Source organism: Methanobrevibacter intestini, from assembly GCF_047402955.1.
GTDB lineage: Archaea > Methanobacteriota > Methanobacteria > Methanobacteriales > Methanobacteriaceae > Methanocatella > Methanocatella intestini.
Window position 1 is genome coordinate 1,305,148 of the sequence record NZ_CP187956.1, and the last position, 20,714, is coordinate 1,325,861.

General features: G+C 32.1%; 20 protein-coding genes and 1 tRNA gene. 5 read left to right on the forward strand and 16 right to left on the reverse strand.

Annotated features, from left to right (window positions below; genetic code table 11):
* Positions 1-9: 9 nt before the first annotated feature.
* Genes glmM through ACMC9J_RS05995 form a run of 3 tightly spaced genes read right to left on the reverse strand, consistent with a single transcriptional unit; the run spans position 10 to position 2,910 of the window.
* A complete protein-coding gene (gene glmM / locus ACMC9J_RS05985; protein ID WP_019264545.1) occupies positions 10-1,389 on the reverse strand; it encodes a phosphoglucosamine mutase in 1,380 nt (459 codons plus the stop codon).
* 44 nt (positions 1,390-1,433) lie between these two features.
* On the reverse strand, positions 1,434-2,462 hold the full coding sequence (locus ACMC9J_RS05990; RefSeq protein WP_250416783.1) for an acyltransferase: 1,029 nt from the start codon (positions 2,460-2,462) through the stop codon (positions 1,434-1,436).
* 52 nt (positions 2,463-2,514) lie between these two features.
* The gene (locus tag ACMC9J_RS05995; RefSeq protein ID WP_250416781.1) at positions 2,515-2,910 is read right to left on the reverse strand and encodes an exodeoxyribonuclease VII large subunit; all 396 of its coding nucleotides are present in this window, start codon (positions 2,908-2,910) and stop codon (positions 2,515-2,517) included.
* A 102-nt stretch (positions 2,911-3,012) separates the two neighbouring features.
* Between ACMC9J_RS05995 and ACMC9J_RS06000 the strand changes: the two genes are divergently transcribed.
* Complete coding sequence (locus ACMC9J_RS06000; protein ID WP_019266469.1) at positions 3,013-3,651, forward strand: queuosine precursor transporter; 639 nt, start codon at positions 3,013-3,015, stop codon at positions 3,649-3,651.
* Here the strand turns inward: ACMC9J_RS06000 and ACMC9J_RS06005 are convergent.
* The 5 genes from ACMC9J_RS06005 to ACMC9J_RS06025 form a co-directional block, all read right to left on the reverse strand.
* Positions 3,645-5,300 carry an ATP-dependent DNA ligase gene (locus tag ACMC9J_RS06005; protein WP_019266468.1) on the reverse strand — a complete coding sequence of 552 codons (1,656 nt, stop codon included), beginning with the start codon at positions 5,298-5,300 and terminating at the stop codon, positions 3,645-3,647. The two genes, ACMC9J_RS06000 and ACMC9J_RS06005, sit on opposite strands and share 7 nt — an antisense overlap.
* Positions 5,301-6,575, reverse strand: a complete 1,275-nt coding sequence (gene thiC, locus ACMC9J_RS06010) for a phosphomethylpyrimidine synthase (RefSeq protein ID WP_304129640.1) — start codon at positions 6,573-6,575, stop codon at positions 5,301-5,303. It lies immediately after the preceding gene.
* 21 nt (positions 6,576-6,596) lie between these two features.
* On the reverse strand, positions 6,597-7,430 hold the full coding sequence (locus tag ACMC9J_RS06015) for a methanogenesis marker 8 protein (protein ID WP_427003057.1): 834 nt from the start codon (positions 7,428-7,430) through the stop codon (positions 6,597-6,599).
* 289 nt (positions 7,431-7,719) lie between these two features.
* The gene (locus tag ACMC9J_RS06020; protein WP_019264538.1) at positions 7,720-9,912 is read right to left on the reverse strand and encodes a CDC48 family AAA ATPase; all 2,193 of its coding nucleotides are present in this window, start codon (positions 9,910-9,912) and stop codon (positions 7,720-7,722) included.
* Between the two features lie 380 nt (positions 9,913-10,292).
* Positions 10,293-11,603, reverse strand: a complete 1,311-nt coding sequence (locus tag ACMC9J_RS06025; RefSeq protein ID WP_427003058.1) for a prephenate dehydrogenase — start codon at positions 11,601-11,603, stop codon at positions 10,293-10,295.
* A 46-nt stretch (positions 11,604-11,649) separates the two neighbouring features.
* Between ACMC9J_RS06025 and ACMC9J_RS06030 the strand changes: the two genes are divergently transcribed.
* The 3 genes from ACMC9J_RS06030 to ACMC9J_RS06040 all read left to right on the forward strand — a co-directional run bounded on the left by ACMC9J_RS06030 (position 11,650) and on the right by ACMC9J_RS06040 (position 14,830).
* On the forward strand, positions 11,650-12,711 hold the full coding sequence (locus tag ACMC9J_RS06030) for an mRNA surveillance protein pelota (RefSeq protein WP_019264536.1): 1,062 nt from the start codon (positions 11,650-11,652) through the stop codon (positions 12,709-12,711).
* A 103-nt stretch (positions 12,712-12,814) separates the two neighbouring features.
* Positions 12,815-13,777, forward strand: a complete 963-nt coding sequence (locus tag ACMC9J_RS06035; RefSeq protein WP_019264535.1) for a hypothetical protein — start codon at positions 12,815-12,817, stop codon at positions 13,775-13,777.
* Positions 13,778-13,783: 6 nt separating this feature from the next.
* Positions 13,784-14,830, forward strand: coding sequence for a glycosyltransferase (locus tag ACMC9J_RS06040; protein WP_019264534.1), 1,047 nt, complete (start codon positions 13,784-13,786; stop codon positions 14,828-14,830).
* A 2-nt stretch (positions 14,831-14,832) separates the two neighbouring features.
* Here ACMC9J_RS06040 and ACMC9J_RS06045 read toward each other — a convergent pair whose 3' ends face one another.
* Positions 14,833-16,134, reverse strand: a complete 1,302-nt coding sequence (locus tag ACMC9J_RS06045; RefSeq protein WP_427003059.1) for an FAD-dependent oxidoreductase — start codon at positions 16,132-16,134, stop codon at positions 14,833-14,835.
* 92 nt (positions 16,135-16,226) lie between these two features.
* Between ACMC9J_RS06045 and ACMC9J_RS06050 the strand changes: the two genes are divergently transcribed.
* On the forward strand, positions 16,227-16,502 hold the full coding sequence (locus tag ACMC9J_RS06050) for a HypC/HybG/HupF family hydrogenase formation chaperone (protein WP_004032388.1): 276 nt from the start codon (positions 16,227-16,229) through the stop codon (positions 16,500-16,502).
* Here ACMC9J_RS06050 and ACMC9J_RS06055 read toward each other — a convergent pair.
* From ACMC9J_RS06055 to ACMC9J_RS06085, 7 genes are all read right to left on the reverse strand, one after another.
* Positions 16,496-17,011, reverse strand: a complete 516-nt coding sequence (locus ACMC9J_RS06055; RefSeq protein ID WP_019264532.1) for a hypothetical protein — start codon at positions 17,009-17,011, stop codon at positions 16,496-16,498. The genes ACMC9J_RS06050 and ACMC9J_RS06055 overlap by 7 nt on opposite strands.
* A 103-nt stretch (positions 17,012-17,114) precedes the next feature.
* Positions 17,115-17,189, reverse strand: a tRNA-Ile gene (locus ACMC9J_RS06060).
* Between the two features lie 90 nt (positions 17,190-17,279).
* Complete coding sequence (locus tag ACMC9J_RS06065; RefSeq protein WP_094516228.1) at positions 17,280-17,564, reverse strand: iron-sulfur cluster assembly protein; 285 nt, start codon at positions 17,562-17,564, stop codon at positions 17,280-17,282.
* Between the two features lie 204 nt (positions 17,565-17,768).
* Positions 17,769-18,683 (reverse strand): DUF5591 domain-containing protein, encoded by a 915-nt coding sequence (locus ACMC9J_RS06070; protein WP_019266461.1) that lies wholly within the window; start codon positions 18,681-18,683, stop codon positions 17,769-17,771.
* 2 nt (positions 18,684-18,685) lie between these two features.
* On the reverse strand, positions 18,686-19,180 hold the full coding sequence (locus ACMC9J_RS06075) for a TIGR00295 family protein (RefSeq protein ID WP_019264529.1): 495 nt from the start codon (positions 19,178-19,180) through the stop codon (positions 18,686-18,688).
* Between the two features lie 6 nt (positions 19,181-19,186).
* A complete protein-coding gene (gene tfe, locus ACMC9J_RS06080) occupies positions 19,187-19,708 on the reverse strand; it encodes a transcription factor E (protein WP_019264528.1) in 522 nt (173 codons plus the stop codon).
* Between the two features lie 85 nt (positions 19,709-19,793).
* Positions 19,794-20,651: a coenzyme F420-0:L-glutamate ligase gene (locus ACMC9J_RS06085; protein WP_427003060.1), complete on the reverse strand. Its 858-nt coding sequence runs from the start codon at positions 20,649-20,651 to the stop codon at positions 19,794-19,796.
* Between the last annotated feature and the right edge of the window lie 63 nt (positions 20,652-20,714).

Below are 20,714 nucleotides of genomic sequence, written 5' to 3' on the forward strand. Positions count from 1 at the left end.
TAATACTTCTTAATCTTTGTATTTTTTAATTAAACTTAATCCCCAGTCAGTCATTGCATCTGCTTTTTCCTGAGAGTCAGATTCAGCAAAACATCTGAAGATTGGTTCAGTACCTGACGGTCTGATAATTACCCATCCATCATCTTTTAGGATTTTAACACCGTCAGTAGTGTCTAAGTCGAAATCAGTAGTGGTTTTTATTTCATTAGCTATGTTTTCCATAACTTCTTCTTTTAAATCATCACTGCATTCAATTTTTGTTTTTGTTGCATAGTAAACAGGAAGTTCTTCAACTAATTTGGATAATGGCTTTTTCTCTTTAGCTATTGTTTCAAGTATTTTAGCTACAGTCATAACTGCATCTCTTCCGTAAACAAAATCAGGGAAGATTAATCCACCGTTTTCTTCTCCACCAAATAATCCATCTTCATCTTTTAATTTACGGGCTACAAGCAAATCTCCAACAGCAGTAGCTATTACTTCACCATTGTACTCTTCAGCAATATCATAAATAGCCTGTGAGGTTGCAACAGTTGTAACTATTGTACCGCCGTTATTTTCTTTAAGCATCTGTTTTTCAACAAGTGAAAATGTTTTATCTCCAAGTACGAAGTTTCCTTTTTCATCAATACAGATGGTTCTGTCTGCATCTCCGTCATGAGCAAGTCCAATATCTGCATTTAACTGTTTTACAACATTAATTAGCTCCTGTAAATTTTCTTCAATTGGTTCTGGGTCACGACCCGGGAAAAATCCGTCAGCCTGACAGTTTAGAGTAGTTACATCACAGCCTAATTTCCTAATTAAATAAGGAGCAGTGTATGATCCGGCTCCGGAACCGCAGTCAACAACAACTTTTAAATTGGCTTTTTTAATAGCTTCAACATCTACTTTGCTGATTGCTTCATCAATGTATTCGTCAATAATTTTGTCATTGTGGTATAATTGACCAATTTCACTCCAGTGAGCTCTTTTTGGTTCTTCATCAAAATATAATTTTTCAATTTCTAATTCCATATCATCAGGAATTCCAATACCTAATTCATCTAAAAATTTGATTCCATTATATTTAGGAGGATTATGTGAAGCAGTAATCATAACTCCGCCATCATAATACTTGCGAACACCATATTGGACTCCAGGAGTAGGTAGGATTCCTAAATCTACAACATCACAACCGGAAGATAAAAGTCCAGCTTTTACAGCTTCCATTAACATGGGACTGCTTGTTCTTGTATCTCCACCAACAGCTACAGTTCCTTGAACTACTGATCCGTAACATGCTGCAAGTCTGGATGCAAATTCAGGAGTTAAAACTTCATTAGCTACTCTTCTAACTCCAAAAGTCCCGAATAATCTTTTTTTATCTGACATTATTAATTGCCTCATAATTTTTTATATTACATTTATTTTTATTTTTAATAAATAAAAAGTTAATGATATCCTGAAAATTCTTTTAAATAAGGTATTTTACTTAAAATTACAGTTACAATCCATGTTATTAAAAATACTCCAATGGTCATTAGCACTAATCTTATAACTATTCCAAATCCATTTGCTCCTGCTGTAAATATACTTAAATGATTTCTGATAAATAAAAACAGGGTTATATGACTTAAATACATTCCATAACTGGCTTTACTTATTGATAATGTTAATTTTCCTGTTGTTGTAGCAGTATTTAAGAAAAGACACCTTACAAATAAAAATACTGATGCGCCTAATCCTAAACGGAAAATTGAGAAATCCAAATATGAATTTAAATATAAATAGGGATTGTTAAATTCATAAACTCCAATTTCAGGCATCTGGTAACTTACAAACAGTGAAATCAGAAACAGTAAAACAGTTCCTGCCATAACTTTTTTAGGGGATTTTATTTTTACATTAGCCAAATAATAACCTACAATAACATAGGACAATCCTCCAATAAAGAATCTTAAATCTAAATATGAAGTGATATTAAAGAATCTGCAGGCAGTATAGAATACTGAAGCTAAAATAAATATCATTATAAAGTATCTGACTTCATTCAATCCTCTATTTCTTATAAACTCATTGATAAATGGTATTGCAAGATAAACCCCAACAATCAAATAAAAATACCATCCTAAATTATTTAGAAATGTGTTGGCTATGTCATAGCTTAAATTACTGATTCCCGTGGTGTGCAGTGAGTAAATTCCATAAATAATAATCCAGAATATAAATGGGATGGTGATTCTGGGAAATCTCTTTTTATAAAATCCTGATACTGTCGGGTAGTTTTTATTTAGTAGAAGAGCTCCGCTAATCATTAAAAAGATAGGAACACCAATATTTCCAATTGTTGATGCAAGTTTTTGCCAGTCAACACCGACAATTGTAGATGTTACCCATAAAGAAGCAATGTGAACTAAAATAATAGCAAATATTCCAATAACTCTTAAATCGTCTAAATATTTAATTCTTTGCTGATTCATAGTTTCACCAGTTATCTATAATTTTAGTTTCAAATAATATTAAAAACTTGTGTCAAACCATTTTTATATCATCTCCACTTGATAAAATAAGCTCAAGCTGGGAATTGTATTGGGTAACTGTTCCGACAACATTAACCTTTTTACCTTTATAACTTTCAATGTCTATTCCATTGTCTTCCAGCTGGGCTAATTGGCTTTCAAAGATTATTAAAGACATCTGGCCGGTTCCGTCATTGACAGTTAAAAAATAGCTGCTTTTACTTGCTGAGGATTTAACATCACTGACAACACCTTCAATGCTAACTTCCTCATCAATCATCCCTCTGTTTATATCCTGAATTTCTACTTTTTTAACTTCAATTGATGGAGTAAATATGATTAAACCGATTAAACCTATTAATGAAGTTATCAGAGCTATTTTCAGTAATTTATCGTCTGTAATTTCCATGAATTCATCTTGGTTTTTATTTTAAAAATAGCTGATAGGTTTTTATTTTAAAATATTGTTTTGCAAAATCTTTTTTTACATCAAAGTATAATTTTAATATGTATGTTTAAAAACACTGATTTGACAAAAACAGATTTATATGCAATACTTGTGGGAATATTCTGTGCAGGATTAATCATTTCCAACATAATTGCAAGTAAAACATTTGAATTTTTTTGGATAACTTTACCATGTGGAGTTATAATTTTTCCATTAATTTACATAGTTAATGATGTGCTTGCTGAATGTTATGGTTTTAAAAAGGCCAGAAGAGCTATTTATTTGGGATTTTTCATGAATTTAATAGCTGTAATCTGTTATAATGTAACTATGTTTTTACCTGCTCCGGCATATTTTACAGGTGATGGCGCTTTCCATACAGTTCTGGGAAGTACTTTAAGATTATTGGTAGCTAGTTTTGCAGCTTATCTGATTGGTTCACTGATAAATGCAAAACTGATGGTTTACTTAAAAGGAAAATATGAAAATAAATTGTTTTTCAGATGCATTTCATCTACATTTGCTGGTGAGGGAATGGATGCACTTATATTTATTACAATAGGATTTTTAGGAACAATGCCTGTATCTGCACTTTTAACTATGATTGTGGCACAGGCATTATTCAAAACAGCTTATGAAGTTGTTGTATATCCTTTAACAAGGCATGTAATACATAATGTAAAAGATTTGAAGGATTATTGAGTTTCATACATTGAAAGCAACCTTTCAACTGTATCAATATCATTTATTCCTTTGTCTTTTCTAATATTTTTAACAACAGGGAAACGCAGGGAGTATCCGGTTTCATATTCAGGACTTTTAACAATTTCACTAAATGCCACTTCCAATACGATTTTAGGTTCTACAACGATTTCTCTGCCTTTTGTAGATAGTTCATATTCTTTCATTTTTTTAGTAAGGTATTCTAAGGTAGCATCATCAAGACCTGTAGCTACATAAGCAACTGTTTTTAAATTGTTGTCTTCATCACGTAGAGACACTAAATATGATCCGACAAAATCTCCTCTTTTACCGATACCGTAGGTTCCCCCAACAACAACCATATCTAATGTTTCAGGTTCTGCTTTATATTTAAGCATTTTTTTACCACGAAGTCCTGGAATATAAGGTTCTCCAGCATCTTTAATCATTATTCCTTCATGATGTTGAGCCAGGGATAATTCAAATAGATTTTCCACTTCTTTAACAGTATCTGGAGTTCCATAAACCATATTGCTTAAATTGATTTCATCAGGTGTGGTGTTGACAATTTCTTCAAGTTTTTTTCTTCTTTTAAGCAGAGGTTCATCTATCATTGGAACTATATAATATAATAAATCAAACAGGAAAACTTTTAGAGGGACCTGTTCCATAGCTTCATCGATATTGTGTTTTCTTCTGACCCTATGAAGGATATTCTGGAAAGATAGAGGTTTCCCGTCTCTTGTAGCTATTACTTCACCTTCTACAATATAGTCCTCATGAGGAAGGTATTCATTAAACAAATCTACAATTTCAGGCAGTGCATGAGTAATGTTTTCAAGTCTTCTTGTGAATATTTTTATTTCATCGCCGTGTCTGTGTACCTGAAGACGGATTCCGTCATATTTGGTTTCACAGATAGCAACGCCCATTTCACTGATGATTTCAGGAATTGGTGGTGCAAGCTGTGCAAGCATAGGTTTTACAGGAGTTCCCGGAGTTAAGTTTAACTCTTTAAGTCCGGCTTCTCCTTTTTCTTTTGCAACAACAGCTATTAAACCTAAATCATTTGTAAGCATCATAGCTCTCTCAACAACTGATTTGTCAATATTGAATGCCTGGGCTATTGCATCTCTTACAACACCTTCTCCAACACCAATTCTAAGTTCTTCAAGAATAGTTCGTGTTAAATATTTTGCTTCACTGGCTGAAGCCTGAGACAGCATTTCTAAAATTATATCGATTTTACGTTTTGTTGATCGGGCACCACTTTTTTCAGAAAGCTTTCTTAAGCTTTTAAATACAAAATCTATTGTTAAAGGCTGGGAAAAAAATGTAGTTTGTGATTTTTTAGCATATAAACTAATACATGCAAGTCCAATGTCACCATGATCGCGAACTGCATCTTCAACTTTGTCAGGTGTAACTCCTACAGCTTCACCGACAGCCTGCATAACCAATTTATTTCCGATTCCTATTTCTTTATCACTCCAGGCAGGAAATACACTGCCTAATATTAGTAAACCTACCTGTTCAAGAGTAGTACTGTCTAATTTTAATAAAAAATCAGATATAATCTCTGTTTTTTCCAGTCTTTTAGTTGTATTTTCCAGAGCAGAATATACATCTACTAATTCCTGATATTTCATTTAAAAGTCGCCTTTAGCTATTTTTACTGCACAATATTCTCCGCACATTGCACACATTTCTTCATCGTCAAGTTCACATTTGTTTCTGTAACTGCGAGGTTTGGAATGGTCAAATGCAAGTTCAAACTGTTTTTCCCAATCAAATTCTTTACGTGCTTTTCCCATTTCACGTTCTCTTTCCCATGCAGATTCAAGTCCTTTAGCAACATCAGCAGCTTCAGCAGCTATTTTAGATGCAATTACTCCTTCTTTAACATCTTCAAGAGAAGGTAAGGATAAGTGTTCTGCAGGAGTTACATAACATAAGAAGTTAGCTCCGCTACTTGCAGCTATTGCTCCTCCGATAGCTCCTGTAATATGGTCATAACCAGGTGCTAAATCAGTTACAAGAGGGCCTAAAACATAAAATGGAGCTCCATAGCAGATGGTTTTTTGTATTTCCATATTTGCTTTAATCTGATTTAACGGCATATGTCCGGGACCTTCAACCATTACTTGGACATTTGCATCCTGAGCCCTTTTAACAAGACCTCCTAAATTAACAAGCTCTTGGATTTGAGGAATGTCACTGGCATCACTTAAGCATCCAGGTCTTAATCCGTCACCTAATGACAATGTAATGTCGTATTCATAGGACAGCTCAAGAAGATAATCGTAATTTTCATATAACGGGTTTTCCTGCTGATTGTGTTTAATCCATGATGCAAGGAAAGTTCCGCCTCTGCTTACAATTCCCATCATTCTTTTAGCTTTTTCTAATTTTTCAACTAAATCTTTGGTAATTCCGCAGTGAAGGGTCATGAAATCCACACCTTCTTTTGCCTGATTTTCAATAGCTTTAAAAAGGTCATCAGGATCCATGTCAATGATTTCTTTGTTTTTATTAAGTGTAATAACTCCTGCTTCGTAAATAGGCACTGTTCCAATAGTTATGTCTACAGCATCCATAATCTTTTTTCTAAATGTTGTCAAATCAGATCCTGTAGATAAATCCATTAATGCATCTGCACCATATTCCTGAGCTAATTTAGCTTTGTTTATTTCCAATTCAATATCATCAATTTTACTTGAGGAACCGATGTTTGCATTGATTTTAGTTTTAAGACCATCACCAATTCCGCAGGCTTTTGAATGACCGTTGATATTTTTAGGAATTACAACTTTTCCATCAGCAATTAATTTAGCTAGTTTGTTAACATTTATATTTTCATCATGAGCAACAACTTCCATTTCTGGTGTAATATTGCCTTTTTGAGCTTCACTTTTTTGTGTCAATGTTTTCCCCCATAATTTAATTTATATTAATGGATTAGGTAAGTCGGGATTCTCTTTTTTAGGTTTTTCTCCTCCAATTTTTTCTAATCTCATTTCTAAGAATTTTTTACCATCTTCGGTTTTTGAATAAATTGGGATTGATTGGCCGACAGTTTTTAGGCTTTCAGCATCTCCAATTTCTCTAATGTATTTAGATGCACAGGCAGTTGCAACATCACAGGCATCAAAAAGAATTCTAGCTTCCTCTTTTGTTCTATTACTTGTATGTACAACAAATGTGTAAATATTTACATCAGGGTGTGCTTTTTTAAGTTCTTGGATTTTAAGGGCATCTTGGGCTAGAGCTATTGTTACAGCCATGTTTTTATAACCTTGTTTAATAGCTAGTTCGATTCCAGCTATTTGGTCAATTTTAGCAGTTTCCGGATCTAGGATATTTTCTATGCCTAATTGGTCAAATAATTCTGGAATAGGTTGGGTTTTAACAAGACCAGATACTCTTCCTCCAATACCTTGAACCAATTCACTTTCAGTTACTATTAATGTTCCGCAACCTTCACAAACCACCACTGCACAATCTATCACATTTTCTTCAATTAATGTAGACATAATTTCTGAAATTCCAAAAGAAATGAAATCTTTCATTCTAAGTTTTCTATTTGGAGTACACATTCCAAAATCATCGATTCTGAATTGTATGTTGTTCCAAATAGCTTCTTTAGTTATTTTTTCCATTCCTCTGTGGTGGTGAAATAAAGGACAGTAATCTAGTTTAGGTTCACTAACATCAATTACTTTACCATCTTTTATGGTTACTTTACTTAGTCCGATTGCTTCAACAATATGTTCACTCATAATTTTTATATTAGTTAATCAATAGGTTAAAATTTACTATTTATTATGATTTTTAAAAAAAGGGGGAAGATTTGGGTAAAACTTTTATTGTATTTTTTCTTTTATAACAGCAGATATAGATTAAAATTGGGCTTGAACTATCGACAAAGTGCTGAAGATTGAAAATATCTGCATCTGATGGTAAATGGGTTAAATTGGGTTGTTTATTTCAATAAATAACTCAACTTTAATATAGCTAAAAAGAGATAATATTCTATAAAAAATAAGGAAGAAATTTAATCTTCCTTATCTAAATGTATTGAACCTGGTCTCCAGGATTGTTAGACGGTTTGACTTTTTCAAGAGCTTCTTTGAAGTATTTGTTAGGTACATTTTCAGCATCAAGGTCATTTCTTAAAGTTAACATTGCTGCTTCACGGCATACTGCTTCAATATCTGCTCCAACATATCCGTCAGTTTGTTTAGCTAATTTTTCAAGACTTACATCATCAGCTAATGGCATACCTTCAGTATGTACTTTGAAGATAGATAATCTGGCTTCTTCATTTGGTAAATCAACTTTGATATGTCTGTCAAATCTTCCTGGTCTCATTAAACCCGCATCCAATATGTCCGGTCTGTTGGTTGCCGCAATGATTGCAACGTCTTCAAGTTCTTCTAAACCGTCCATTTCAGTTAATAATTGGTTTACTACTCTTTTAGTTACTCCACTATCACTGTCATTTGCACTACGGGTACTTGCAATTGAATCGATTTCATCGAAGAATATTACAGTAGGTGCAGTTTGTTTTGCTTTTCTAAATACTTCTCTTACACCTTGTTCAGATTCTCCCACCCATTTGGATAGCAGTTCAGGACCTTTAACAGAGATGAAATTGGCTTCACTTTCACTAGCTACTGCTTTTGCAAGTAATGTTTTTCCTGTACCTGGAACTCCGTAAAGCAGGGTTCCTTTTGGTGGTCTTACACCGAATTTTTCGAATTTTTCAGGATGTTTTAATGGCCATTCAACAGCTTCTTTTAACTCTTGTTTGACATCATCAAGTCCACCTACGTCATCCCATTTAACATCAGGAACTTGTACAAGAACTTCCCTTAATGCAGAAGGTTGAATTTCTTTTAAAGCTGATTTGAAGTCATCGCTTGTAACAACAATTTTTTTAAGAACTTCTTCTGGAATCTCTTCATCGTTTTTGATTTCAGGAATGATTCTTCTGACTACTCTCATTGCTGCTTCTTTACATAATGATTCTAAATCTGCTCCTACGAATCCGTGAGTTGTACCGGCTATTTTATGTAAGTCTACATCCTCTGCAAGAGGCATATTCCTGGTATGGATTTCAAGGATTTCTTCCCTTTCTTCAGCATCAGGAACACCAATTTCAATTTCACGGTCGAATCTTCCAGGTCTTCTTAATGCTTGATCAAGAGAATCTGGCCTGTTAGTTGCACCGATAACAACAACTTGGCCTCTGGATTTAAGACCGTCCATTAAGGTTAAAAGTTGAGCTACTGTTCTTCTTTCAGTTTCACCTTGAGTATCTTCTCTTTTTGGAGCAATAGCATCTAATTCATCAATGAATATGATTGATGGGGCGTTTTCTTCTGCTTCTTCAAAGTATTCCCTTAAGTTTTCTTCAGATCCGCCGACATATTTGCTCATAATTTCAGGCCCATTTATTGCAATGAAATGAGCATCACTTTCACTAGCTACAGCTTTAGCCAGTAATGTTTTTCCTGTACCTGGTGGTCCGTGCATCAATACTCCTTTTGGAGGTGCAATTCCTAATTTATCAAAGAGTTCTGGTCTTTTAAGAGGAATTTCAATCATTTCTCTGACTTTTTTAACTTCTTCTTTAAGACCACCGATATCTTCATAGCTTACATCAACTAAATTAGTTACACCTTCGATGTTGGATACATCTACTGGACTTTCATGTAATTCTACTTCTGTATTTGGTCCAACTACAACGATTCCTGCTGGTTTGGTAGATACTACAGCAAATTTAATTTCTTTCATTGGTGAGAAATCCATTAAATCGTTAAATATGCTGTCAAAGCCCATTCCCATACTTGCTGGCCTGGTTCTGATTTGAGATCCTATGATATCTCCTTGAACCATTGCTTTTCCTTGGAATAATCCACGTACATCTCCTTGTACACGAATGTTATTTTCAGTTGGTGCAAGAACAACTTTTTTAGCTTCAATAGCTTGTGCTTTTTTGATAGTTACTTCCCCGCCGATGGTTGCTCCTGAGTTTTTACGAACTAATCCGTCAATTCTTATTACTCCAAGACCAATGTCTGTCTGTGAAGGTAGGGCAATTGCTGCTGTTTTTTTCTCACCAGTAATTTCAATAAGGTCTCTTTCATTAATTCCGAGATCATTCATAGTTTTTGGATCTAATCTTGCGATTCCTTGACCAATATCTCTTTGTGAAAGAGCTTCAGCTACTTTTAAAGTAATTTCATTTTGTGCCATATTATCATCTCCTTTTTTAAATGGCGCATTATATAGCTTTAAAAAACTACATGCTTAGGATAAATTCCTTTAAATTCACTAAATAATAAAAATAATATAATAATTTTCTTTTTGCTTATTTTATGTTTCTTTTCTTAGAAACAATTATATATTGATATGTATTACTATATAAAGCTTTCGGTTCAAGTGTAAAACATAAAATTGATTATTGTATTTGATTTATTTAAAAAAGAAGTAATTTATTTTCAATAGTTTAATATATTTTTTTTAAAATTTTATTTTTAAAATTAACAAGTATAATATATTATTTTTAAAAAATAAGTAATTTGGAGATGTATTTGAATAATGAATTTGTTTCGTATACATTCAAACGAACTAATTTATCTTATGATTCCACCAAATCCGGTTAGCAATGATTTAACATTTTCAATGCTGTCTTTGTAAAGGCCAGTGACCTCAAAAGTTAAACTGACATCATCTTTTTTAATTTGAGGACCTTGATAAATATCCGTGATTTTTGCATCAATTATATTGTCTAAATTAATTATTGTATCTAAAATAACATGTTTATCAACACGTATTGGGAAAACACAGCTTATTGATTCGGTTTTATTATTTAAATTCCTGACTTTCCAGTCATAAAGTTCACTGTCACTTAAAACTTCAATGTTTGCTACAACTAATTTTTTAGTTTTATTTCCATTTTTTAAGATAGCTGTATCTTTATCAACTTTTTCTAAAATTCCCACATGGATTTTTCCTGAGTAAATATGTTTTAAGCCAATTTCTTTACCGATTGATTGGTTTAGTAAGCTATGTTCATGATTTAGTGAATTAATGGCTTTATCACTTCTACCTAATGCTCCTCTGATATCTCCCATATTTTTGGTAGCTTTAATGGCTAAATCAACAAATTTTTCTTCATCAGCATTATTTATAACATCTCTAAGTTCGTTAACTGCCTCTGCAAAAGTATTTCTTATTTTCGGACCGTTATTGTTCATTGATTGGATGTAATAGGTTAAATAAGGATTTTGTGCTACAATCCTTGCAATCATATCAATCATAAGATTGTAAATCGGACTTTCAAAGTCTTCAGTTTCTCCAATATCTACTTTCAGCTTTTCCATAGCTGATGCAGTTGAAATAAATGAAAAATGAGTTAAAACTTGAACAATACTCATCATGTAATCATGTTTTTTAGCAGTAGTTTCAATTATTCTCATATTTTTACTATCTAAATAACTGTAGATTCTGTCGAACCATTTTCCTTTTTTATCAGGAGTTAAAACAATTACCTGATTATCAAGTTCGGTAGTTCTCGGACCAAATATTGGATGTGTTGGAAGATATTCTACATCATCAGGTAATGATTCTTTCATAGTTTGGCTTGGAATTTCTTTAACGGATGTTACATCAACCATTAAGGATTCTTTTCTCATAAACGGAGCCACTTCACGAATAACGTCAGGAGTGAAATGAATAGGGACAGATACAATTACCACATCACACATTTCAGCTAACTGTGTGTTTGATTCAATATATTCAATACCTAATTCATTAGCTATTTTTCTTCCTTTCTTGTGATCTCTTGCACTTATGATCACGTCAAAATCATCTCTTAAAAAGTAAATGAGGGTTTTTCCCAAACCGTCACTTCCACCTATTATTCCAACTTTCATTTTAATCATTAATAATTTAAGTTATCAGATATATAAATAATTAAGATGTGAAAATATGAAAATTGTAAAACAAGATAAAAAAGAAGGAATTGTAACATTAGTTCCAGAAACCCTTGATGATTTATGGCATTTATCTCATATTGTAGAAGTTGGAGACAGCATATCCTCTAAAACTACCCGACGTATTCAGGACAATACCGGAGATAAGTTAAGAAGTGATAGGGGAGTTAAAAAAACATTCACTTTAAGAATTGATGTTGAAAATATTACTTTTCATATTTTTACTGGAAAATTAAGATTTACTGGGGTAATTACAAAAGGTCCGGAAGACCTTATTCCTTTAGGTTCACACCATACAGTTGAAGTTAAACTCAACACTCCAATAACCATTAAAAAAGAAAGATGGGCGAATTGGGCATTAAAAAGACTTAATCAGGCTATTGAAGCATCTAAAAAATTAGCTGCAATTATTGTTCTTTTAGAAGATGACACAGCTACTTTAGGTTTAATGAGACAATTCGGTATTGAATATTACGGTCCGATTAAAGGTGCAGTTTCAGGAAAACGTATTGTGGATAAAAACCGCTCAAAAGCAATTGCTCAATTTTATGAAAAAGTCATTGAATCAGTTAACAAATTCAATGATATTCAGAATATTGTAGTTGCAGGGCCGGGTTTTGTTAAAAATGATTTTTATGATTATATTAAAAATAAACATAAGGATTTAGCTGCTAAGGCTGTTATTGAAAGTACTGGTTCTGGAGGAAGAGTTGGAATTCATGAAGTTCTTAAAAAAGGAACAGTTGAGAAATTAACTGTGGAAAATAGGGTAGCTAGTGAAATGGTTGCTATTAACCATCTTCTTGAAGAAATTGGTAAAAATTCATCTAAGGTGGCTTATGGTGAAAAAGAAACTGTTAAAGCAATAAACCTTGGTGCAGTTAAACAATTATTAATATTGGATTCTGCAGTAGCCAATAATGACATGGGAAATTTAATGGACATGGTTGAAAATATGAATGGTGAAGTGATGGTTATCAGTAGCCAGCATGAAGGTGGAGAGCAACTTAAGGGTTTGGGAAGTATGGCAGCTATTTTAAGATATGAAATAGCTTAATTTCTTTTTTAAATAAGATTTATATAATATTAATTATTATAAGTTATAACTAGTAACAATATTAAAAATTGGCTACATTTTTAATTGAAAAACTGTGATTAACATGTTGTATACAGGTATGATTGAAGCATTTATTATTGTATTTATTTTATCAGCTGTAGGTTCGCTGGTTTTAAATATGGTATTTCGCTTTTTTGGTAAAAAAGGTTATTTGGGTAACTTATATCCAAATGTACGTGGTGGAATTCCTCGAGCTATAGGTTTAGTTCCATTTATTATACTGTGTTTCTTTTTCTTACCGAAATATAATACATTAGTTTTAATTATGGGTCTTTTTGCATTTTTTGATGATGTTTTAGGAAGAACTCCTTCTCCAATTGGTATTGAATGGGGTCAAATTTCCAGAGGCGTAGGAATGCTTTTTGTTATGATTGCAGGATTCTATTTTGGATTTGGAATATCTTCAATATTCATTGCATTATTGGTACAGCCAATTAACATTTCTGATATGCAGCCGGGATCAACCTGTATGGTTACAGTTATTATGTCTGTTGTAACTATAATCTGTATGCTGATTGCCGGATCTCCACAAGTTTCAGAATTACCGGCTATTTATACTCCATTATTATTGATAATTGTTTGTATAGCATATTCTCCATTGGATTTTGCTGGAAAAATCATGTTGGGGGAAGTTGGGAATCATTCATTTGCAATAGCATTAGGAATTTGTTTCTATTTGATTGGAGGATTCTGGTGGTTAATTGTTTTATCTTTTGTGACTGTATGCCTTACAGCATTTGTTAGAAGAAGTACCCTTAAAATATTTTTCAATCAAAGATTGGGCATTTTAAATCCAACATTTGGAGATTTTTTCATGGATGTTTTAACTGGTGGAGGATTGGGAGATTTATTTAGAAGAATTATATTAAAAACAAAACAGTATGATGTAGAAAATCCATTTTTAATAAAATTAGGATTTAGAAGACTTCTTTATAATCCTTATGCTCCAACTCATGGCAGTAATGAACAGAACAATGCATATAAAGTAAGACTTGATGGGAGTTAAAATATCATGAAAGCGTTAATTGTAATTACAGGTAGGGGACTTGGCGGCGATTCAGTTATAGCATATAATATAATTGAAGGTCTTGAAGCTAAAGGAGTTCAATGTGAAATCGCATTAGATGAATCTGCACCAGGTTTGTTATTTAAGAAAAAAGGCAGGACATGGCATAAAATAAAAATTCCTCAAGCTGGAGGTCATGCTGCAACAAAAGCTTCTTCTATTAAAGCAGCATTTAAAATGTTAACTGCAACATTTAAAGCAAGGAGTCTTATTAAAAAACTAAATGTTGATTTTGTTGTAGGGGTTATTGGTGGAGGAGCTATTGTAGGTTCTGTTGGTGCTAAATTAGCAGGTAAACCCGGAATATCAATAATATCCACTCCTTTAGATTCTAAAATATGTCCTAAATTTAATCAATGTTATTCATTGCCGGAAATGAAATATTTCTTACCTGAACAACTTCCAAAGAATATAGAACATACTTTATATCCTTTAAGTGAAGGTGTCGGTAATGGTGATTACAAAATCGCTCTTGAAAAATTAAAAGAATCTCCAAAATTCGATGAAAATAAAAAAACAATATTGTTTTCTTCAGGATCTTCAATATTTAAAGGAATAATAAATGGAGCTAATAATTTTGCTAAAATTACTGATGAATACAATATATTATTGGTTGGTTTGCCTTTAAAAGAAGATTATCTGGATGATTTAAATGATAATGTAATTTATTTAGGTTACATTGACTGGATGAGTCATTTACTTACTTATATTGATTTAGCTGTTTTAACTGATGATGGAGTATTGCTTGAAGAAACAATAGCTTCCAAACTTCCTATTGTAACACTGACAAAAGTAAAATGGGGAAGATATCATAATATGGCAGGTGTATTTAAGGGAGCTATTATAGAATCTGATATTGATAATTTAAATGACAATATATTCAAGGCATTTGATGAGTTTGATGAACTTAAAAAGAATGCTGTTAAGTATGCTAAAGAATCTTTAGAAACTAAATCTAATTTAGCTCAAAAAATAATTGATGTGGTTAAATAAATTTACAACCACATATTTTTTATAATTTTATAATTTGCATCTGTTGAAGGATGTATTTCTAAAAAGTCTCCATATGCATCTAATGGTGAGTTTATTCTCATTAAATAAGATAAATATGCAACATCACTGACTGAAGACGGTGATATGGAAGTTATTTTTTTAATTTTGTTTTGCTTTTTATCAAAAGATATTTTTGTATAACCTGTATCTCCACTTAATATTTTCCAAAACGCCCCGGGTCCTGCTATTCCTGGGATTCCGATATCAACTTTATTTTCATCAGAACAGTTATTTTTTTCATCTTCAACAAAACTTACTTCAGTGTTCAAACTTAAGGTTTGTGGAATCTCATGGTAAACAACTTTATTAGGGTAGTTGGCCATATTCCTTGCAGCTGTTATACCTTCCATTCTAGCTACTGGTGTTAATTGATATCCTCCAGTAACATCACCTGCTGCATATATGTGTTCCACATTAGTTTCCATCATTTCATTAACTTTTATGGTATTGTCATGATTTAACTCAACAATTTCTTTAGCTATTTCTGAATTTGGCACTCTTCCTGTTGCAAAAAAAGGAACTCCTTCCAGTTCTTCATTTTTATTGGTAATTACTTTATTTTTCTCACATTCGACAATTTCGGTGTCTTCTATAAGATTTATTTTGGAAAGCAGATTTTTAAAAATATAATCTTTGACATCACTGTCAATTTCCTTCAATGCTTCGGATCTGGCTATTATGTTAACTTCACTTCCAAGTGTTGAGTAAATATTAGCTACTTCAACAGCTATGATTCCTCCACCTATAATGTTTAATTTTTCAGGAACCTTATCTATTTTTAGAATATCTCTGTTAGTTAAACCGTATTGGCTGCCTGGAATGTCTGGGATGAAAGGACGTGCACCGGTAGCTATTAATAGGTTATCCCAGTCAAAGGACTCTCCATTTACTTCAATTTGATTGCCGTTAATTTCAGCTTCACCATAAACTATATTGTTTCCAGCACTTTCATTTTCTTCTTCATTTATTTTTCTAAGTGCCTTTTGAGTTTCAGTGATTTTTTCTACTATTTTTTCATATGAAATATCTAGCTGACTTTTAATGAATCCGTAGCTGTTGAACCTGTTGTTGCTTTCAATAAATTTGGTAATGTCTGTTAATGCACATATAACCATACAACCTTCATTTAGACAGGTTCCTGCTATGTGATTTTTTTCAATTAAAGTAACTTCTTTACCTAGTTTTCCGAGTTCTAAAGACCCTAATCTTCCTGCAGGTCCGGAACCGATAACAATATTTTTCATTTATACAACCTCATAGATAATTATATATAGGTTTAATTTATTATAGATAATATATTATATTTTTGAATTAATTTTACAAGAGGGAGAAAATTATGTGTATTGCAGCACCTGCTAAGGTTGTTGAAATCAACAGAGAAAAAGAAAGTTTATTTGCAGATTTCGGAGGAGTAAGACAGGAAGCAAAAATTAATCTCTTGCCAGATGTTGAGATTGGTGATTATGTACTTATTCATGCTGGTTATGCAATAGAAAAACTATCTGAAGAAGCAGCTAAAGAATCTTTAGAAGCTTGGGAAGAACTTTTAGAAGTTCTTGAAGAAGAAGATAGAGAAATGGAAAAAGCTAGAATGGCTGATTTAAATCAATAAATTGATACTCTATTTACTCCTTTTATTTTTAAAAATTCACTTATTAAATCATTATCTATTGGATTTTCTGTAATTACTGTAAGAATTGGATTTTCTTCAAGTTCATTATCTTCAGCATAAGCCTGTCTTATGTTTATACCTTTTTTTGAAATTATTTTTGTAATTGCAGCCAGCATCCCTTCGTTTTGCGCTCCAACTTCTATTTCAATAACTCCAAGATTCAAATTTTTAGCTATGTTTTTTAAAAGAGTTCCAGCAGGTAAAACATTGTTGAAGATATTAAAGAGATCCTCATCATTTTGAATTATTTCAATTGTTGATTTAATAGCTCGTCTATCAACATCTGCAGCAATAGCTAGTGATTTATCACTTATTTTAAGATTACCACAATATATTTTCCCGTCATTGTTTAGAGATAATCCTAATTCAATCATTTTTTCAGCTACTTTCATACGTGCCGGATATTTTTTGAATTTTTCGTTAATCTTTTCCCACATTTTAATCATCATTCCAACTTTTTGTACATTGATGTAATTTTTAGTTAGAATTAGTATATAAAAATTAGTATTTTAAATTATAGGTAAAAGTTTGTTAGTAAAAATAGTTTTAAAGTAGGCTAGATGGGATTCGAACCCATGACCTCCCGGTTATCAGCCGAGCGCGCTAACCAAGCTGTGCCACTAGCCTATGATAATGTGTCGCTAGGATGTAAGCAACACTTATACTTATGATTGTTACTATATATAACCTTTTCGGTTATTCTAGTTTTGTCACTGATTATTTGTTTAACATTTCATTAATTGAGTCTGCCATAGCATGACCTTCAACTTGAACTTCAACTTTGTTGACGCCATCTACATTTTCAGCCGCATTTTTTGCATCAGCTGCAATACGGACAATACTCATACAACCAGGGTTTGTTGGTTTGATAATTAATTTTGCTTTATCATCATTGACAATAATGTCTTGTACAATCCCCATTTCTATAATACTTACACCCATATGAGGGTCATTAATTACTGAAACAGCATTTTTAATATCATTTACTAAATCTTCTGACATATCTTTTTTCTCCTAATTTTTAGAACTTGTTAATATTATTTGGTTTTGTTATATTTATAAGTAATTATTTGGATTTATGCTTTGTTTAACAATAAAATAAGAAAATTTAAGCAGTTGATTTATATATTTTTGATATGCCTAAATTTTATAATACATTTTCAATTTTAAAAGACTTTCAATTTAAATTTTCAAAAATAAAAGTTTTTAGTTGTTTTTTACTCTGTGTTTTATTTTGACACCAATACCATTATTGCACTGTTCCATTTCACGGCCGGTTAATATTGCCTTTCCGACACCTACGACTTCATCATCTTTGACAACAACCACTTCATCATTAGGTATGATATTGTGATCGGCTTTTCTGATTCCCGGAGCAAATACTGTATTTGTTTCCAAATCAAAGTCAATGTTGACAACATTAATGTTTAAATCTTTTAATATTTCTCCACCAGCTAAATTAAGTCTGTACAATCCGGTGTCCTGATTTAATAAAGCAATCTGTTTTCCGTTGCTTATTATTTTTCTGTGATATCTTCCTTTTGTCTTAACATCATCTGGAATAAGTTTGTTTCCCTCTTTTCCAAATTGGTAAGTAGCTATTGATTTAAGTTCATTTAAAACTTTATCTCTTCTATTGTTCCTTTTATGTTCTTTAAGTTCCATTCTTAAATTATAAATGGAATCTGGTGAAGTTGGACGTCCATCTTTACAAGTGTAAGTACATTCATCAAGATATTGTCTGCAGACTTCTTCATAGCCTCCATGAACATTAGCTATGACATTTTTGCCTTTTACATATTTTTCAAGTAGCTTTCCAGATTCATCTATTTCATCCTGGGACCATGAACCGGTTACTGCAACATCATATGACTGAATTGGAAAAGTATTTTCTAATTCTCTTGGGCAAATTCCAAAAGGTGATGTTATTATAAGCTCCTGAAATGATCTTGTCACTTTTCTAAATTTTTGGTGGGATTTGGAATTGGAGTAAGGTTTTTTCATACTGCAGGGCAATAAAACAACAGTATCTCCAAGAGGTTTCATTAACTCCATTCTTTGACGCCATCTTACTGCTTCGGGTCTGTATAATGATTCTTCGCTTGAACAAATTACTTTCATATTTAGTCATCCTCAAATGCTTTGATTAATTCATTATCTAATTCAATTAATCGTTTAATATTTTCTTCAGGTTTATCTATTTTTCTTTTCCATTTGGCAATATCAAAATCAATGTCCACATCTTTTGTTCCACTAAGCAGATTGTCGGCATGTGCAACTATCTTTTCCTCAATTGTTTGTGGAATGTATGATTTTTTAGGAAGACCAAGTTTAACAGATTCCTCTTCAGTGATACCTGCTCCAATATGTCTTTCTACAATATTTTGAACTTCTTCAGGATAACCGTATTGTTTAACTATTTTCGCCCCTTCAACAGCATGACTTATGCCATGGGTTTTAGACCGGCCAATATCATGTAACAATGCTCCTTTTTTAATAAGATCTTTATCAGCATTTTTAAAATTAGCTGCAATCACCATAGCTTTTTTATAAACTGCTTTGGAATGTTCAATTACATTTTCAGGTGTTTCTTCTTGTTTTAAAATTTTTAATTCCATATTATCTTAAGCATCAACCTTTTTGGTAAAAGATTTGTAATTGCTTTCAACAGTTTTGATATCGTCTTTTATTTGTTTAATTAAGCCAGTATTATCGAAGAATTCTAATTCATCACCACATTCAGGGCAGATGAAATCATATTCTGTAGCAGTTTCAAAATCAAGTCTGATGTGTCCTTGAGGACATACAAAATACATTGTATCTTCTTCTTTTTCTAGTTCATTATTAAGCATTTTTAGACATTCTTCTGAATCCTTTTTAATATGATTAATTACTTCTTGTTCTTCAAATTTCCAGGAGTAAGTAAACCATTGTGTTTCCGGATCTTTACTTCTTTTGTAAGTAGCCAATCCTATATCATAAAGTTTGTAAAGGATTTTTCTAACGATATTTAATTTAATTCCGGTTTTTTCAGCAATTGCTTCATCTGTTTCAACACCCTCAATTAATGCCTGAACAATAGCTAAATTACTTTCATCTTCTACAACACTGGTTAACAAGGTTTTTACTAAGGGATCATCTATCATTTAATTTCTCCTAAAAATGCTTTGATTTTAAAAAAATAATAATGTAATAATCAATGATTTATTTATGTAGTTTCTACTATAAATATTATTTCTTTCTTATAATTACAGCAGGGGTATGAGTTATTGAATCAAGAGCTTCTATAGTCACATTGTTTTCATCAGTTCCTAAAACAGATTTGACACTATGTATTGTTGACATTTCAGTAGCTAATGATTTTTGATAGTCTTCAGCAATATTGGCCATTTTTAAACCTTCTTCAACACTGATATTTTCACTGCAGCCTAATGGTGTTGATCCCATATTCTCACCTAACTGTCCTTTAACATAGCCGATTACACCTTTGTTTGCTTCAATACCGTCAATAGCTATTGGAAGTCCTGTGAAATATTTCCCGTTCTTTTTATATGTTGCATCAGTGTCGATAATCATTACACAAACATCTTTCCCAATTTCGCCTTTCAGTTGTTTAGCTACTTTTTTAGGATTTTCAGGAAGAAGAGATACGCAAGTTCCAGGAGCATTACTTAAATCAATTCCAGCTTCGGATGCCGGTTTTAGGGCATGTTTTAAACCGTATAATTGTAAAACTACTTCTTTATGAGCATAAGTTTCTTTAGGAAGTCTTCGTAAGTTTTTAATGGTTCTTTTTTTAATTCCTAAAAGAGGTCCAAAGACATATCCCCATAAATATTTGCTCCAGACCGTTGTAAGAAATTTGGCTTTAAGTGATGGTTTGTATTTGGATTCATCAACCAGTCTTCCCTGTGAAACTGAAATCGGTGTTTCAGCTATTACTAAATAATCCCCGTCTTCCATAATTTCTTTTGCAGGATTTATAATTGAATTTAAATTTTCATTAGGCTTGATATATCCGGTTTCAATAGGTATTACAAAGTAGTCTCCATTGCTTATGTGTTTAATATTTTCCAAATCCTTACTCATAAAATTCCTTCAACTATTCAATATAAATAATATATTGTATTTATTATTATTTAAGGTGATTTC

Excerpts from the sequence above, each read along its gene's own strand:
- glmM (WP_019264545.1), bottom strand. The coding sequence starts at position 1,389 with ATGAGGCAATTAATAATGTCAGATAAAAAAAGATTATTCGGGACTTTT.
- ACMC9J_RS05990 (WP_250416783.1), bottom strand. The coding sequence starts at position 2,462 with ATGAATCAGCAAAGAATTAAATATTTAGACGATTTAAGAGTTATTGGA.
- ACMC9J_RS05995 (WP_250416781.1), bottom strand. The coding sequence starts at position 2,910 with ATGGAAATTACAGACGATAAATTACTGAAAATAGCTCTGATAACTTCA.
- ACMC9J_RS06000 (WP_019266469.1), top strand. The coding sequence starts at position 3,013 with ATGTTTAAAAACACTGATTTGACAAAAACAGATTTATATGCAATACTT.
- ACMC9J_RS06005 (WP_019266468.1), bottom strand. The coding sequence starts at position 5,300 with ATGAAATATCAGGAATTAGTAGATGTATATTCTGCTCTGGAAAATACA.
- ACMC9J_RS06015 (WP_427003057.1), bottom strand. The coding sequence starts at position 7,430 with ATGAGTGAACATATTGTTGAAGCAATCGGACTAAGTAAAGTAACCATA.
- ACMC9J_RS06020 (WP_019264538.1), bottom strand. The coding sequence starts at position 9,912 with ATGGCACAAAATGAAATTACTTTAAAAGTAGCTGAAGCTCTTTCACAA.
- ACMC9J_RS06025 (WP_427003058.1), bottom strand. The coding sequence starts at position 11,603 with ATGATTAAAATGAAAGTTGGAATAATAGGTGGAAGTGACGGTTTGGGA.
- ACMC9J_RS06030 (WP_019264536.1), top strand. The coding sequence starts at position 11,650 with ATGAAAATTGTAAAACAAGATAAAAAAGAAGGAATTGTAACATTAGTT.
- ACMC9J_RS06035 (WP_019264535.1), top strand. The coding sequence starts at position 12,815 with ATGTTGTATACAGGTATGATTGAAGCATTTATTATTGTATTTATTTTA.
- ACMC9J_RS06040 (WP_019264534.1), top strand. The coding sequence starts at position 13,784 with ATGAAAGCGTTAATTGTAATTACAGGTAGGGGACTTGGCGGCGATTCA.
- ACMC9J_RS06045 (WP_427003059.1), bottom strand. The coding sequence starts at position 16,134 with ATGAAAAATATTGTTATCGGTTCCGGACCTGCAGGAAGATTAGGGTCT.
- ACMC9J_RS06050 (WP_004032388.1), top strand. The coding sequence starts at position 16,227 with ATGTGTATTGCAGCACCTGCTAAGGTTGTTGAAATCAACAGAGAAAAA.
- ACMC9J_RS06055 (WP_019264532.1), bottom strand. The coding sequence starts at position 17,011 with ATGATGATTAAAATGTGGGAAAAGATTAACGAAAAATTCAAAAAATAT.
- ACMC9J_RS06065 (WP_094516228.1), bottom strand. The coding sequence starts at position 17,564 with ATGTCAGAAGATTTAGTAAATGATATTAAAAATGCTGTTTCAGTAATT.
- ACMC9J_RS06070 (WP_019266461.1), bottom strand. The coding sequence starts at position 18,683 with ATGAAAGTAATTTGTTCAAGCGAAGAATCATTATACAGACCCGAAGCA.
- ACMC9J_RS06075 (WP_019264529.1), bottom strand. The coding sequence starts at position 19,180 with ATGGAATTAAAAATTTTAAAACAAGAAGAAACACCTGAAAATGTAATT.
- tfe (WP_019264528.1), bottom strand. The coding sequence starts at position 19,708 with ATGATAGATGATCCCTTAGTAAAAACCTTGTTAACCAGTGTTGTAGAA.
- ACMC9J_RS06085 (WP_427003060.1), bottom strand. The coding sequence starts at position 20,651 with ATGAGTAAGGATTTGGAAAATATTAAACACATAAGCAATGGAGACTAC.